General features: G+C 71.2%; 13 protein-coding genes. 7 read left to right on the top strand and 6 right to left on the bottom strand.

Annotation, left to right across the window (positions count from 1 at the left end):
• Nucleotides 1-93: 93 nt before the first annotated feature.
• A complete protein-coding gene (locus ACZ6JY_RS32275; protein ID WP_469201576.1) occupies nt 94-1,167 on the top strand; it encodes an alkene reductase in 1,074 nt (357 codons plus the stop codon).
• 69 nt (nt 1,168-1,236) lie between these two features.
• On the opposite strand, the gene ACZ6JY_RS32270 is transcribed toward ACZ6JY_RS32275, so the two are convergent.
• Nucleotides 1,237-2,592, bottom strand: coding sequence for a WD40 repeat domain-containing protein (locus ACZ6JY_RS32270; protein WP_469201574.1), 1,356 nt, complete (start codon nt 2,590-2,592; stop codon nt 1,237-1,239).
• A 154-nt stretch (nt 2,593-2,746) separates the two neighbouring features.
• Nucleotides 2,747-3,679 carry a hypothetical protein gene (locus tag ACZ6JY_RS32265; protein ID WP_469201571.1) on the bottom strand — a complete coding sequence of 311 codons (933 nt, stop codon included), beginning with the start codon at nt 3,677-3,679 and terminating at the stop codon, nt 2,747-2,749.
• Nucleotides 3,680-4,230: 551 nt separating this feature from the next.
• On the opposite strand from ACZ6JY_RS32265, the gene ACZ6JY_RS32260 reads away from it, so the two are divergent.
• Nucleotides 4,231-5,361 carry a glycosyltransferase family 39 protein gene (locus tag ACZ6JY_RS32260; protein ID WP_469201570.1) on the top strand — a complete coding sequence of 377 codons (1,131 nt, stop codon included), beginning with the start codon at nt 4,231-4,233 and terminating at the stop codon, nt 5,359-5,361.
• Between the two features lie 52 nt (nt 5,362-5,413).
• On the opposite strand, the gene ACZ6JY_RS32255 is transcribed toward ACZ6JY_RS32260, so the two are convergent.
• From ACZ6JY_RS32255 to ACZ6JY_RS32245, 3 genes are all read right to left on the bottom strand, one after another.
• Nucleotides 5,414-6,463, bottom strand: coding sequence for a medium chain dehydrogenase/reductase family protein (locus tag ACZ6JY_RS32255; protein WP_469201568.1), 1,050 nt, complete (start codon nt 6,461-6,463; stop codon nt 5,414-5,416).
• A gap of 69 nt (nt 6,464-6,532) precedes the next feature.
• Nucleotides 6,533-7,885, bottom strand: a complete 1,353-nt coding sequence (locus ACZ6JY_RS32250; RefSeq protein ID WP_469201566.1) for a carotenoid oxygenase family protein — start codon at nt 7,883-7,885, stop codon at nt 6,533-6,535.
• Nucleotides 7,886-8,018: 133 nt separating this feature from the next.
• Nucleotides 8,019-8,582: a TetR/AcrR family transcriptional regulator gene (locus tag ACZ6JY_RS32245; protein WP_469201563.1), complete on the bottom strand. Its 564-nt coding sequence runs from the start codon at nt 8,580-8,582 to the stop codon at nt 8,019-8,021.
• Between the two features lie 316 nt (nt 8,583-8,898).
• Here ACZ6JY_RS32245 and ACZ6JY_RS32240 point away from each other — a divergent pair, with 316 nt between their 5' ends.
• The 5 genes from ACZ6JY_RS32240 to ACZ6JY_RS32220 all read left to right on the top strand — a co-directional run bounded on the left by ACZ6JY_RS32240 (nt 8,899) and on the right by ACZ6JY_RS32220 (nt 13,186).
• On the top strand, nt 8,899-9,063 hold the full coding sequence (locus tag ACZ6JY_RS32240; RefSeq protein WP_469201562.1) for a hypothetical protein: 165 nt from the start codon (nt 8,899-8,901) through the stop codon (nt 9,061-9,063).
• A 136-nt stretch (nt 9,064-9,199) separates the two neighbouring features.
• On the top strand, nt 9,200-9,754 hold the full coding sequence (locus ACZ6JY_RS32235) for a MauE/DoxX family redox-associated membrane protein (RefSeq protein ID WP_469201560.1): 555 nt from the start codon (nt 9,200-9,202) through the stop codon (nt 9,752-9,754).
• Between the two features lie 138 nt (nt 9,755-9,892).
• Nucleotides 9,893-10,447: a TlpA family protein disulfide reductase gene (locus tag ACZ6JY_RS32230; protein ID WP_469201558.1), complete on the top strand. Its 555-nt coding sequence runs from the start codon at nt 9,893-9,895 to the stop codon at nt 10,445-10,447.
• 199 nt (nt 10,448-10,646) lie between these two features.
• Nucleotides 10,647-12,485: an ABC transporter ATP-binding protein gene (locus ACZ6JY_RS32225; protein WP_469201622.1), complete on the top strand. Its 1,839-nt coding sequence runs from the start codon at nt 10,647-10,649 to the stop codon at nt 12,483-12,485.
• Nucleotides 12,482-13,186, top strand: coding sequence for a S26 family signal peptidase (locus ACZ6JY_RS32220; protein WP_469201556.1), 705 nt, complete (start codon nt 12,482-12,484; stop codon nt 13,184-13,186). Before ACZ6JY_RS32225 ends, ACZ6JY_RS32220 begins: the two co-directional genes overlap by 4 nt.
• On the opposite strand, the gene ACZ6JY_RS32215 is transcribed toward ACZ6JY_RS32220, so the two are convergent.
• Nucleotides 13,093-13,737, bottom strand: coding sequence for an RICIN domain-containing protein (locus ACZ6JY_RS32215; protein WP_469201555.1), 645 nt, complete (start codon nt 13,735-13,737; stop codon nt 13,093-13,095). The two genes, ACZ6JY_RS32220 and ACZ6JY_RS32215, sit on opposite strands and share 94 nt — an antisense overlap.
• Between the last annotated feature and the right edge of the window lie 409 nt (nt 13,738-14,146).

The following is a 14,146-nucleotide window of genomic DNA, read 5'->3' as shown; positions in this document are numbered from 1 at the left end:
GCCGTCCACCGGTTGCCTCTGACACTGGTGTCAGGTTTTAGCGTGCTCGTGGGCTTCGAGATCCGGAGCACAGACGTACGTGAGGACTACGACATGCCGTCTCTCTTCAGCGATTTCCACCTCGGTGAGCTCGTCCTGCCCAACCGGACCGTCATGGCGCCCATGAGCCGCGTCCGGGCCGCCGACGGCGGTCTTGCCACCCCCTCGATGGCTACCTACTACGCGCAGCGCGCCACGGCCGGTCTGATCGTCACGGAAGGCGTCCAGCCCAGCCTCGTGGGACAGTCCAACCCGGGCACGCCCGGCCTGCACACCGACGAACAGACTGAATCCTGGCGGCAGGTGACCGACGCGGTCCACATAAACGGCGGACGCGTCTTCGCCCAGATCATGCACGGCGGCCGGGTCTCGCACCACGAGACCACGGGTCTGCAGCCGGTCGGCCCGTCGGCCGTGCCCGGCGAGGGCAGCGTGTTCACCCCCACCGGTCCGCAGCCGATGCCCGTGCCGCGGGCGCTTCGGACCGACGAGGTCTCCGATCACGTCGGGTCCTACGCCAACGCCGCCCGCCGTGCCGTCGACGCGGGCTTCGACGGGGTCGAACTGCACGGCGCCAACGGTTACTTGATCTCCCAGTTCCTGTCGTCCAACGCCAACCTGCGCGACGACCGCTACGGCGGCTCGGTCACCAACCGGATCCGTTTCGCCGTCGAGGCAGCCGCCGCCACCGCCGAAGCCGTGGGCGCCGCCCGCACCGGCATCCGCCTGTCACCCGGCGGCGGTTTCTGGGGTGTGACCGAGGACGACGCGGCCGAACTGAACGCCGCCCTGCTGACGGAACTCGCCCGCCTCGACCTCGCGTACGTACACCTGGAGGCCACCACCGACGAGGAGACCCTCGTCCAGCTGCGCAAGACCTGGCAGGGCACCCTGATCGTCAACCCCAGCGTGCCCGGCGGCCCCAAGCAGGCCGGGCGGGCGGAGGCCGACCACTGGCTGGGCCTGGGCGCTGACCTGATCGCTTTCGGCCGCGGCTTCCTCGCCAACCCCGACCTGGTCGAACGGCTGCGCTCCGGCCTGCCCGTCGCACCCGTCGACGAGAACACCTTCTACCAGGGCGGCGACGCCGGCTACCTCACCTACCCGACGTACCAGCACACAGCCTGACCGAGCCACCCGGGCGCGCTGGACGCGATGCGACCCGACCAGCCGGTCGATCCGCCGCGTCCCACCGCGTCAGCAGGTCCGCCGGTATTCCACCGAGGGCAGATACGTGTGCCACGCCTCGCGTCCGAGCCCGACCCGAACCCGCGCGCAGACGTCACGGGCGGCACGCCCGGGGCCGACGAGCAGACGGCGGCTCGCGGTGTGCGGTGTGGCGACGCGCACCTCACTCCCGGTGAAGCCGATGGCGAGGACGGGCCCGTCCGCCGCCGGGTACGCGGCACCGGGCAGGCCGGGCGTGTCCGTCTCCCAGACACGCACCGTACCGTCGGCCGTGCCCGCCGCCAGGTGGCGGCCGTCGGCGGAGAATTCCAACACGGGTGCGCCGTCCGCGTCGCCTGCGTCCCAGGAACCGGCGGCGAGCACGCCGAGAGGGCGGGTGCCGCGCGCGTTCCACAGGGTGATCCGGCCGTCGTCATCCGCGACCGCGAGGTAGCGGCCGTCAGGACTGAAGGCCGCGGCGATCACCTCGTCCTCGCCGTGCAGCACCCGTGAGGAGCGTCCGCTCGGCACATCGACGAGGCTGCCGTCCCAGGTCAGCAGGGTTCGGCCGTCGGGTGTCAGCGTGCTGGAGGACCCGGAGGTGGGCCGGTGCAAGGCGCGCACGCGTTCCGTCTTCCCGCCGCCCTTCCATACCTCGACTCGTCGGTTGTCGTTGTCCCGTGCGGTGAGGGGTACCCCCGAGACGACGACGGGCCCCCTATCGGCAGGGACGGCCAGACTGTCCGCGTCGGCCGGCACGGTGGCGGCCCGTCCCGTCGCCCTTCCCTTTGTGAGATCCCAGCGCCGGACTGCCGTTCCGCGCTCGCCGTCGGCCCCGTACGCGAGTACGGTGCCGGCCTTCGAGAACACCGGGCCGCGCACACACTCTTCGCAGGTCCCACCCGGCAGCCAGTCGGTCACCCGGCCGCCGCGCGCGTCGCGCAACTGGAACCGCCAGTCGTGGCCGCGCCGTTGCGCTGCGGCGAGGGTGCGGCCGTCGGGGCTGAAGCGCGCGGACTTGAGCGGGTGCTCCAGTGGCTCCGCCGACAGCGCCTGGCGTATGTCGAGCGTCCGTACGACTCCTCCGGCCCGGTAACGGATGACCCCATCGGCCGTGTCCATACGGACATCGTCGGCGCTGTGGTCGTCGACGGGATGGGTGAGCAGGGGAGCGGCAGGAGACGCGGTGGCCCACAGCATGATCTGCCGTCCCGCCATGGTGAGCGCGAAGGCGCCGTCCGCGCTGAGGGCGCGCGGCGCGTTCGCCGCGTCGCCGCCGTCCGCGCCGGAGAAGACGGCGAGCTCCCGCTGCGCCGCCGCCGACCGCACCGCCTCCCGGGTCTCCGGCAGGTCCGCGATCCGCCAGGCCGCGACGCCCAGCCGCATGGAGGTGACCGGATCGGAGGTACGCAGCGTCCGGGCAACGGGCCGCCGCCTCCCGCGCCTCCAACTCCCCGATCAACGACCCCATCAGCATCGCCTCCTCCACCCACACGGTAGAGACCCGACCACGCCGCCGCCCCTCATGCGCAGTCGTACGTCAGCCCGCCCGCTCATAGGTAAGGACGGTCTTCGGGTGGTTGCCGATCTTGCGGAGGCGCAGCGGGCCGTCCGAGGACTTCACGTCGAAGGAGTACTCGGTCTCCTCCGGCGGACAGTTGACGGTCCTGGTGCCCTGATCGAGCTTGAAGTTGCTCATGGACAGGTCGTGCTGGTCGATGCCGGAGACAGTGGCGCTGCCCTTGCATCGCGGGCCGGTGCGGGACTCGATGACCACGCGTGCGCGTCTGCCCGACTCGACCTGGTGGAGGGTCAGCTGCTGGCTGCCGTCCCTGGCTCGCCACCGGCCCACGAACCAGGGGTGGATGGGCTTGTACTTCGTGGCCACCCCGGCGAAACCGGAGCCTTTGCGCCAGGTCAGCGTGGTGGTTTCCAGCATGCTGGGATCGACGAAGTCCACTCGGGCGCCACCGTCGCGGATGCGGGCCTTCGGCCAGGCGATGGTGCTTTTGGTCGGGTCGGTGGTCCAGGAGGAGAGGTCCCCGGTGGCGACGGCCGCGATCACCTCTTGCGGTTCTTCGCCGTCCCTGCAGTACGCGCCGAAGCCGGCCGCGAGCCACACGGTGTCCCGGTACGCCTTTGCCCTGATGCCGTGGCACGGTTTGGTGCCGGTCTCATAGACCGTCTTCCGGGCGGACCAGGCGTCGTCAGAGGCGTGGCGATGCTGTGCCTCCAGGCCGCGGCGAGTGAAGCGGAGGGACACCTGCCGGCCGTCGGACAGTTCGAGGACGGTGTGGTCGTCGTCGTCCTCGACGACCCGTGAATCAGGCTTGTCCTCGGGTTCGCGGTGGGACTTCGTGTGCTTCGCGCTGCTGCCGGACGGTCCCCTGTCCGATTGCTCGGCGCAGCCGCCGACGGCTGCGCCGAGCATCAGCACCGCTACCGCCCACGCCGCTGCGCTCTTCGTTCTCATGCCGTGTCCGCTCCCCTGTACGCCGTGCCGCGATGCCCGGGCCGGTGGGTGGCACGAACTCGGCGATGCTAGTCGGTGGGCGGCCCGCCCCGCTCGGCCCCCGCCCCGCTCGGCCCCCGGCACGGTGCGGCCCCGGCGGTTCCGTCACTCGTCGAGGACGGCGGCGACCGCACCCGGGCCCGGGCCGCCGCCTCCCGCGCCTCCAACTCCCACGATCAACGACCCCATCAGCGTCGCCTCCTCCACCCACACGGTAGAGACCCGACAACGCCGCCATCACCCACCACCACGATCTCCCAGCTCAAACCATCGGGGCCGTCCCCGGAAGAGAGCTACACCCCGCGGAGCAGGGAACGCGCCGCGCCGGGCCGCTGAACTCGACTTTCGCGGCCCGCTTCCGGGCCCGGAGCAGTCGGCCACACGATCCGCAGCGCACGCACGGGGAGCCCGTCATCACCACCAAGGCCCAGCAGTACGTCGACTCCGCCCGCCCGGCCTCACCCGGCCGTTCCGCGCCACCTGCCGTCTCGCGCGGCCACCTGGGCGCCACCATGGCACCCGTCCTGCGCTGCTGCCTGCTGCTCCGGGCCGGGCTGTTCGCCGGAGTCGTCTTCACGGCACTGCCGGCGGTGCAACGCCACACCCAGGAAGGACGCTCGTACGCGATGGTCTGCGCGCTGGTGATCTGGGCGACGTACCTCCTGTTCCTGGCGCTTGCGGCGACACCGGGCCGGCGCGCACGACCGAGGTGGATCGGCTACGGCACGCTGATGCTCCTCGCGTGCCTGCTGCACGAGTTCGCGGTGTTCGCCCTGCCCGCCCACGCGGTGATGGTGCCCCGTGAGGCACGGCGGCCCTGGGCCATGGCTGCCGGTGCGGTGACGGCGGGGGTGGCCCCGTTGGCCGTGGTGAGCCATCGCCAGCAGGACCAGGTGCACTGGCTGCACTTCGACGTGGTCGTGTACGCGGGGGCGGCCGGGCTCTGCGCCCTGGGGGCGTGCTGTGCCGTGCTGCTGCGCAAATGGACGGCGGGGCAGGGATCCGCCGTCATCAGGCCCGCCACGGCGCTGCTCACCGTGCCCACCTCGCTGCTCATGCTCCTCGCCCCGGTCAAACCGCTGTTCACGGAGCGCTATGTCCTGTACTGCATGGCAGGCGCCGCCCTGCTCTGGGGCGCGCTGCTCGACCGGGCCCTGGCCGGCGGCCGTCGCCGTGCCACGTCGGCCGTGGCGGTGGCGAGCGCGGGACTCGTGGCGTTGACCCCGGTGACTCTGGAACTGCGTACTCCCGGCGGCCGTCTGGACGACGCTGTCGCCGCCGGGCACGCCATCCGTACGGCGGGCAGGCCGGGCGACGCCGTGGTGTACATGCCGCTGCGGCGAAGGGTGTGGTCGCTGGCGGTGCCCGGGGCCACCGCGGGCCTGCGGGACATCGCCCTGGACCAGAGCCCGGCCGCCTCGGACACCTTGTACGGCACGGAGGTCCCCGCCCGTGCCATCCGCGGCCGGATGAGTGCTGAGCCGCGGATCGTGCTCGTCACGGATTCATCAGGCACGACGAGTGACCGGATCGAGCGGGAGACGGTGAAGCGCCAAGTCATCGGCAGCCGCTTCGACAAGTGCCGGTCCTGGAACGTCCAGGGCGCACGCGTCACGCTCTACGCGCGCCGCGGCCGCTGTTGACTCCGCGAAACCACCGGCATGCCCCATCCGCCGATCTGTAGCCGCGCGCCCCCTACGGCACCAGGACGACCTTGCCCACCACCGTGCCGGATTCGGCGAGGCGTACCGCTTCGGCGACCTCGGTGAGCGGGACGCGCGCGGCGACCTGCGGGGCGAGGGCGCCGTCGGCGAGCAGCGTGAAGACCTGGGTCAGGTCGGCGCGCAGCCGGGTGCGGAACGTGTCGAGCCTGCGGCGGCCGGCCCAGATGTTGTAGAAGTGGGCGCCCTTGCCGTTGGGCAGGGCGTTCCACAGCATCAGACGGGCGAACAACTTGAGGACCGGGGCCTTGGACGAGCCCTGGACGTCGCGGGTCGAGGCGGTGCCGTAGGAGACGAGGGTGCCCTTGTCGGCGAGCAGGCGGTAGGAGGTGACGATGCCTTCGCCGCCCACGTGGTCGAAGACCGCGTCGTATCCCTGCGGGGCGTGGGAGCGCAACTGCTCGGTGAGGTCGGGGGCCCGGTAGTCGACGGGGGCGGCGCCCAGCGCCCGTACGGCGTCGTGGTGCTTGGCCGACGCGGTGCCGACGACCCGGGCGCCGGCGATGCGGGCGAGTTGTACGAGGGTGGAGCCGACGCCGCCGTTCGCGCCGTGCACGAGGACGGTGTGGCCGGAGCGGACCTTGGCGAGGCGGTGGAGCATCTGCCAGGCCGTGATGCCGTTGACCACGAAGGTCTCCGCGTCCGCGGAATCGACCGCGTCGGGCACCTCGGTCAGGTCACCGGCGTCGACGGTGACGTGGCTGGCCCAGGCGCCTGTCTTGGTCAGTACCGCGAAGCGCCGCCCCAGCAGGTCGCCCGGTACGCCCTCGCCGACGTCGACGGCCCGCCCGACGAGGTCGTAACCGGGGACGAAGGGGAAGGGCGGCTGGTCGTAGTACTTGCCGCGGCGCATCTGCTGCTCGGCGAAGGAGACCCCGGCGGCCTCCATCGCCAGCACCACCTGCCCGGGCCCGACCGGGCGCTGGGGCCGGGTGCGCACCTGGATGCCCTCCGGATCGACGATGCCGGGCAGCAGCACTTCGGTGACGGCGGCGGTGGCGGTGCGGATCTGGGATTCATGCATGGCAGTGCTCCTCGTCAGATGTGGGCCGGTGCGCGTTCGGTGTGTGTTTCGGGGTGGGGCCGGGGCCTGTCAGAGGGCGGCGTCGGCAATCCATGAGCCGTGGATCATCGCGGGCACCCGCCGCGGGAGGTGGATGGTGGCGACCGGGGGCACGGTGAGATCGGAGGCGTCGATGACGAGCATCCTGGACGCGTCGGCGTTCAGGTCGCTCACGATGGTCAGGAGGTATCCCTCGTCCTCGCCGCTGGTGCCTTCCGCCTGGACGAACACCGCCTCACTGGGGAGTTGGCCGGTGCCGAAGGGCAGCAGCTGACGGGCGCCGGTGGTGCGGTCGTACTTCACCAGGGTGTGGTTGCCGATGCCGAGGTCGTCGGGGAACGACAGGGCGTACTGGAAGCGGTGCTCGCTGCCGGTGAAGTGGTCGTTGATGGTGGGGAACTCCACCGTCAGGTCATCGGTCGGCTGCTCGCTCACGATTCCCGCGGTCAGGTCGACGGTCCAACGGTGGCTGCGGGAGCCGGAGGTGGGCTCGGCGCTGCGGTCCGGGGCGCCGACCCACCAGTTCCAGGAGCGCTGCCAGCCCTCGCGGCCCACCGTGGGGCCCTCGACCACGATGTGCCCGGCGGCGTCCTCGTAGGCGTTGGCGAAGTGCATGCCGTACCCCTGGCCGATCTCGAACCAGCGGATCCGCCGGGCGCCGCCCGCCCCGCGCGGCATGACACCGATCCGCGAGGCCTGCGCGTCGCTCCAGCCGTACGGGATTCCGGACTGCTCGGCGGGGTCGAAGGTGACCGAGCCCTCCAGGAAGACCACGTAGTGCTCGGTGATGGCGAAGTCATGCTTCAGCGCGGCGCTCGCGCCGGGCACCTCCTGGCTGTCGAGCACCTGGCCGTCGGCGGAGGCGACGTGGTGGATCAGGAACGGCGGGAGGGGCGAGGAGGCGAAGAAGTGCAGCTCACCGCTGACCGGGTCCTCCTTGGGGTGGGCGGTCATGGCGGAGGTGAGCTTGCCGCCGAAGTCGTAGGCGCCCACCGTCTCCAGGTCGGCCGTCAGCTCGAAGGGCAGCGCCGCCTCCGACAGGGCCAGGAGCCGGCCACCGTGTTCGATGACGTGCGTACCGGCCGTGCTGGCCGTCAGGTCGGGGCCCCGGTCGGTCATGTACGGGGTGCCGTCCAGGGCGGGGGTGTGGACCCAGCGGTTGCGGTACCACTCCGCGCGGCCCCGGTTCAGCCGGATGCCGTGGACCATGCCGCTGCCCTTGAACCAGTGGGTGGGGGTGATGCCGGGCTTGGGGTTGTGGCTGTTGCGGACCAGACGGCCCGTCAGCTCGGGCGGCAGGGCGCCTTCCACGGTGAGCTCCGTCGCGGTGATCTCGTCGGCGACGGGGGTGTAGTGGCCGGTCAGATAGGGCTTGCTGGTCATCACGATGAGCCTCGATTCCGAAAGGCGCGGGTGGCGAGCAATAGGGATATGTGTGGTTGACCACTCACTAGGAGGGTCCAAAAAGAGACGGCCGCTGGGTCCGTGGACGTGCGGCCGTCCGTCCGGAGGAGTGTCAGTAGTGCGTGATCCCGGCGGCCAGGGTGCGGGTCCAGGGCGCGGAGACCGCCTCGGCGTCGATGGAGACCAGCAGGTGGCAGAGCATGCCGGTGGCGAAGAACTGCTGCACCTGCCCCTCGCTGCCCCCTGAGGCGCTCCGGACGTACTCGACCGTGCGGGCGTACCCCGCCCGGACCGCCTCTCTGATCGCCGGCTCGGAGACCGCGGCGGCCTGGGCGTGCAACTGGACCAGCATGAGGTCGTTGTCGCTGATCAGGTGGGCGTAGGCGTCACCCATCGAGGTGAGCACGGCCTCGGGGGAGCTGCTCTCGGCCTTCGCCGCGCCACCTTCGAGGGCGGCGCGGACCCGGACGAAGCAGTGCTCCACGACCGCGGAGAACAGGACTTCCTTGTTCGGGAAGAGGCGGTAGACGTAGGCCTGTGAGATGCCGGCGGCCTTGGCGACCTCCGTGGTCGTGGTACCGAAGTACCCCCGCGCCGCGAAGGCCCCGATGGCGGTGCGCAGCACGGTCTCGCGCCGTTCCTCGGCCGTGGACAGCCGCCGATGTTCCGTCTTCATGTGAGTACTCAACCACTCACTCTTTTTCGCGTCAAGCGTGGACCGCGAGCCCCAGGCTGGACAGTGTCCGGGACGCGTCTGGGACACCTCCGCCTGTCCCAGACGCGTCCCGGACAGCCGGACAGTGGAGCCGTCACATCAGGCGTCGCTAGGCTGCGGCACCGTCGCAGAGCAACAGGCGGCACAGCATGGGCGATTGGGCCTCACATGCCCCAACCGTGCGTCGCCCGATGTCCCTTCCGCTGCGCCGCCCCGCTCAGTGGCGCCCTCAGCTCGCCTCTTCAGAAGGAGGATCATGCGTAAGACAGTGGAATCCATGAGCAACAGGCTCCTGGGCCTGTTCGTCCCCAAGGTCGAAGCATCCGCCTCGGCACGGGCGTGTCAGTGCTTCAACGAGTGCTGGCAGTGCGCGCGCAGCGCCTGCTGCGTCAACACCTACTGCGGGTCGATCAACTGCTGGCGCAGCTGCCCGGGCTGCTGACCAGGTGACCAGGTGACGTGATCTGACGAACGGCTGGGGACACCGGCGGGAGGCGATCCGCGGCACGATTGTCGCCGCCCACCGCCTCGGTGTCCCCGGTACACGTCGCGTCCGCTCGCGGGAGGTGAGGAATCTGATGCAGTACGCGGAGTTCGGCATCCGCATTCTCATAGGTACGGTCTTTCTGGCCGCCGCCATCGGCAAAGTGGCCGGCAGACGGTCGTTCGCCGCGTTCACCGCCTCTCTCGGCCGGCTCGATGTCGTGCCCGACGCGATGACCCGCGCGGTCGCCGTGCTCGTGGTGGCGGCCGAATGGCTCGTCTGCCTCTTGCTCCTCGTGCCTCGGGCCGGCGCGGTGAGTCTGGGACTGGCCCTTGCCGCGGTGCTGCTGACCGGCTTCGCGGTCGCCATCCTCTCCGTCCTGGCCAGGGGTACGCGCGAGGCCTGCCGCTGTTTCGGCAGTGCGTCCTCGTCCCCACTCGGGGTGCGGCACATCGTCCGCAATCTCCTGCTCGGTGGGCTCGCCGCAGGCGCGGCGGGCACGACGCTGCTGGCCGAGACGCCACCCGGGCACGCGGCGGGACTGGTCGTGGCGGCTCTGGCCGGGCTGATGGGCGGCGGTTGTATCGCCGCACTCGACTCCATCGTGGCGCTGTTCCGCCCTCTGACCGCGACGACTTCGCACATGTAGCACGTCCGCACGCGAGCACCCAGCACGTCCGCACGCGAGCACGTAGCACGTCCCCACGGCAGCACGCCGCACGCCACGTCCACCGTCCGCACCTCCGCACCTCCGCACGAGATCCATTCCACGAGAAGGGAGACGCACGTGCCCATCCTCATCGCCATCGTCGTCCTGGTCGGTGTGCTGTGCACCCTCGACCTCATTCTCACCGTCGGTGTCATCAAACGGCTGCGGGAGCACACCGACTTGCTCTCCGAGCGAGGTGGCGGCCGGATGTCGCTCGGGCCCGGTGACGAGGTGGGGGAGTTCTCCGTCGCCTCGGTGGAGGGCGAACCGGTGCGGGGCGCGATGATCGAGAGCGAGACGGTCGTCGCGTTCTTCTCGCCGACCTGCGGCCCGTGCAAGGAGAAGCTGCCCAAGTTCGTCGAATACGCGCGTGGCGTGCCCCGCGGGCGTGAGCAGGTGCTCGCCGTGGTGACCTCCGACACCCCGGAGGACGCGGAGGCCGCCGCGCCCAGCGTGGCCGCGCTCACTCCCGTGGCGCGCGTGGTCACGGGGCGGGATGCCGAAGCCGTCGCGAGCGCGTGCAAGGTACGGGGCTTTCCGGTGGTCCTCAAGGTCAACCGGAGCACGGACGGCCGCCTTCTCGTCATGACCGACGAGGTCGACGTGGAGCGCCCGGCCGTCGCCTCGTACTGATCGAGCGGTCGTCCGACGGACCGCACCGGCTCCCCACCCACCTCGGGACCGCGGGACACAGGGAAGGATGAGCATGTCCCCTCGGACACCGCGAAGGCCTGGCCGTGGCACCCGGAAGTCCACCTCTTCGGCCCCGTCACGGGGCGCGGGGCCGCATGAGCGCCAGGGCCTCCGCCGCTGCGCGCAAGCGCTCAGTGCGCTGCGGCTGGTGGCCCGGGCGGCGTGCGGGACTCTCGTGCTGTACGCGGTGCCCGCCCTGGCGACCGGGTTCGTTCCGGTCGTCACCGCGTGGTCGGTCAAACTCATTGTGGACCGGCTCGCCGCCGGGGCCACCGCCCACGAGCTGCTGCTCCCGGCCTTGGTGCTCGTGGCCACCGGCATGGTGACCGGGGCGCTGCCGCACCTGGCGCACTATCTGCGGACCGAGATGGACCGCAGGGTCGGCCTGTGCGCGCAGAACCAGTTGTTCGAGGCCGTGGGCAGCTTCGCCGGGCTGGAGCGGTTCGAGAATCCTGAGTTCCTGGACCGGCTGCGTCTCGCCCAGCAGACCGTCGTCGCCTCACCGGCTGCCACACAGGCCGTCGACGGAGTGCTCGGCGCCATGCGATCGGTGTTCACCGTCGTGGGCTTCCTCGGCTCGCTGCTGGTCATCAGCCCGCCGATCATGCCGCTCGTGCTGCTCGCCGCCATGCCCTCCCTGGTGGCCGAATTCATGCTGTCGCGCCGACGCGCCGCGACCGCCTGGGAGATCGGACCGGACGAACGGCGCCAGTTCTTCTACATGGGGCTGCTGGCCAACGTCGAGGCGGCCAAGGAGATACGCCTCTTCGGCACCGGTGCCTTCCTGCGCGGCCGCATGATCAGCAGCAGGCGCGGCGCGGACGCGGCCCGCCGGATCGTCGACCGCCAAGAGGCGCGGCTCCGTACCGGACTGGGACTGCTGGCCGCCGTGGTGGCGGGCCTCGGACTGCTGTGGACGGTGCGCGCCGCGGGATCAGGCGGCCTCACCCCCGGCGACGTGGCCGTCTTCCTCGCTGCGGTGGCCGGGGTGCAGGCAGCGCTGACCACGTTCGCGGGCGACCTCGCGGGGGCGCACCACGCCCTGCTGCTCTACGGCCACTACCAGGCCGTCGTTGATGCCGGGCCGGAGCTTCCCCTGACCGCCGAGCCACGCGAGCTGCCGCCGCTGCACGACTGCATCGAACTGCGAGACGTTTGGTTCCGCTACTCGCCCCGCCATCCTTGGGCGCTGCGCGGCGTCAGCCTACGGTTGCCCGCAGGGACCGCCATCGCGCTCGTGGGACTCAACGGGTCGGGGAAATCCACACTGGTCAAGCTGTTGTGCCGGTTCTATGACCCGACCCGTGGCAGCATCCTGTGGAACGGCGTCGATCTGCGTGACGCCGACATAGCCGAGCTGCGCCGCCGCATCAGTGCCGTCTTCCAGGACTTCATGGAGTACGACCTGACGGCCGCCGAGAGCATCGCGCAAGGGGACCTCGAAGCGCTCGACGAGCCGCAGCGGGTGCGTGACGCGGCGAAGAGCGCCGGAGTCGACGACGTGCTCAGCGCACTGCCCCAGGGCTACGACACCCTCCTGTCCCGCATGTTCTTCGCCGCGGAGGACAAGGCGGACCCGGCGACCGGGGTCATCCTGTCCGGCGGTCAGAGTCAACGCCTGGCACTGGCGCGGGCGTTCGTACGCGACCGGCGCGACCTCATGATCCTCGACGAGCCGTCGGCGGGTCTCGACGCGGCGGCCGAGCATGAGATCCAAAGCTCGCTGCGAGCCCACCGGCAGGGCCGGACCAGCCTGCTCATCTCCCACCGTCTCGGCACCCTGCGCGACGCCGACGTGATCGTCGTCCTGGACAGGGGGCAAGTCGTCGAGCAAGGCACCCACGACGAACTGGTGGCACACCAGGGGCAGTACGCGCGCTTGTACGCCCTCCAGGCATCCGCCTACCGGTCCTCCACGGACCCGCCCGCACCCTCCGCGCCTACCCTGCCCCGCGTCCGAACAGGAGAAAGCGCATGAGTTCAGCCGACGGTTCCCGTACTTCACCCGTGTACGCGGAACAGCGCTCGTGGGCGGAGAGTGCCGTCACCCGCGCGCAGGCCCGCGCACGGCGTGCGCGGGCCGTCCGGGTCACCCTGTACCTGGCCGCCACCGGCCTCTGGGCGGGAGCGGCAGCCCTCGCGGTCACTGCTGGCGGCCCGGCCCGGACCGCGCTGTGCGGCGTGCCCGCTCTCGTGGTGACCGCCGTACTCGCGATCGCCCGTGCCGCGGAGAGGCGGCTGGTCACGGTGAACGTATCGGGAACCAGCATGGAGCCGGCCTATCGCGAAGGAGACGGCGTCCTGGTACGCCGCCGGATAGCCCCCGTCCGCGGAGCGGTGGTGGTCGTGGAACGGCCGCCGTATCGCGCCCCCTGGCCGGATGCCCCCTTGGCGCCGAATGCTCCCGCGCACGCCATCTACGCACGCCACTGGTTCATCAAGCGCGTGGCCGCGGTGCCGGGCGACCCCGTGCCGCGTACGGAGGTCCCCGCACTGGCGGACGCACCCGCGCAGCGCGTACCCGAGGGCATGCTCGTGCTGCTCGGTGACAACCGCGGCGAGAGCTACGATTCACGGTCCTTCGGCTACTTTCCCATGGCACGCGTTCTGGGCACGGCCGAGGAACCGGAGCGGCTCGTGCCGTCGCCGCGGTCCACGGCGCGGACGAGGAACACCTGACGGCCCTTGCCGGTGCAGCGCTGCATGACGGCTTCCGCACCCGGGGCCGTGCTGGAACCGGCGATGCCCACACACCCCTTGCCCTCGACACGCAGCACGAACCGGCCGAGAGCCAGCTCTCCCGACGGCTCGATGCTGAACAGGCTGCCGTCCGTGCAGTCGTCCATGGGCTCCAGCAGGCCCTCGCCACTGCCGCCGGTCAGCACCTTCAGGCAGCCTTTGCCATAGTCGGGATGGTGCCACTGGATGCGGTACCGGTCCTCACCCACCGGCTCCAGCAGCGTGCTCTGCGGGGCGGCCGCCGCACAGGGCCGCTGCACGGCGACCAAGGGTGTGTACCGCCAGTCGCGAACCCGCCCGTCGGACAGACACAGCTCGGGATCGCTCGCGACACGGACCGTCACCCATCCGCTGGGCGGCAGGTGTCCGGAGCCGACCGAGGCGGCCGTGCCGGGCGAGGTGTCGGCACTGGCCTGCTGGTCACTGGAGTCCCGCAGCGAGACGAGCCCGATGAGGACGGCCGCCGCCAGGAGCGCGACCCCCGTGGTCAATCGGCGTCGCCGATGCCACCTGCGCGGTCCGAGTGCGCGAGTGGGGCCGCGATCCGGCTCGAAAGGACCTGGCGGCCTGGCAGGGACGTCCGATGCGGGCGAAGCGGTTGCCGGGGGTGATGTGGCCGCGGTGGTCGCCGGGGCCGGCGCCGGTGGGTGCCCGTTGAGGACCCGGTCCCTGGCCTCGACCCACTCCGCGGCCCTGTCCCCGTCACCGCATGCCCGCACAAAGGCGACCAGGAGGTCGGGCCGTGGCGCCACATCCCGGTTCAGCATGCAGGACAGAGAGCTGCGCGGCAGCACCTCTCCGGCTGCCGCCGCGCGCTTCTCGAGCTGACGGAACGACAGCCCGGAGCGCTGCTTGAGGTGACGCAGGGACTCCGAGAGGGCCTGTACGGTTTGTATCTCT

The organism is Streptomyces sp. NPDC046335 (assembly GCF_055587985.1).
Note: the sequence above shows the minus strand (reverse complement) of the source record. Positions and strands in the feature narration are given on the sequence as shown.

Excerpts from the sequence above, each read along its gene's own strand:
- ACZ6JY_RS32270 (WP_469201574.1), bottom strand. The coding sequence starts at position 2,592 with ATGCGGCTGGGCGTCGCGGCCTGGCGGATCGCGGACCTGCCGGAGACC.
- ACZ6JY_RS32275 (WP_469201576.1), top strand. The coding sequence starts at position 94 with ATGCCGTCTCTCTTCAGCGATTTCCACCTCGGTGAGCTCGTCCTGCCC.
- ACZ6JY_RS32260 (WP_469201570.1), top strand. The coding sequence starts at position 4,231 with ATGGCACCCGTCCTGCGCTGCTGCCTGCTGCTCCGGGCCGGGCTGTTC.
- ACZ6JY_RS32250 (WP_469201566.1), bottom strand. The coding sequence starts at position 7,885 with ATGACCAGCAAGCCCTATCTGACCGGCCACTACACCCCCGTCGCCGAC.
- ACZ6JY_RS32245 (WP_469201563.1), bottom strand. The coding sequence starts at position 8,582 with ATGAAGACGGAACATCGGCGGCTGTCCACGGCCGAGGAACGGCGCGAG.
- ACZ6JY_RS32265 (WP_469201571.1), bottom strand. The coding sequence starts at position 3,679 with ATGAGAACGAAGAGCGCAGCGGCGTGGGCGGTAGCGGTGCTGATGCTC.
- ACZ6JY_RS32220 (WP_469201556.1), top strand. The coding sequence starts at position 12,482 with ATGAGTTCAGCCGACGGTTCCCGTACTTCACCCGTGTACGCGGAACAG.
- ACZ6JY_RS32240 (WP_469201562.1), top strand. The coding sequence starts at position 8,899 with ATGAGCAACAGGCTCCTGGGCCTGTTCGTCCCCAAGGTCGAAGCATCC.
- ACZ6JY_RS32235 (WP_469201560.1), top strand. The coding sequence starts at position 9,200 with ATGCAGTACGCGGAGTTCGGCATCCGCATTCTCATAGGTACGGTCTTT.
- ACZ6JY_RS32255 (WP_469201568.1), bottom strand. The coding sequence starts at position 6,463 with ATGCATGAATCCCAGATCCGCACCGCCACCGCCGCCGTCACCGAAGTG.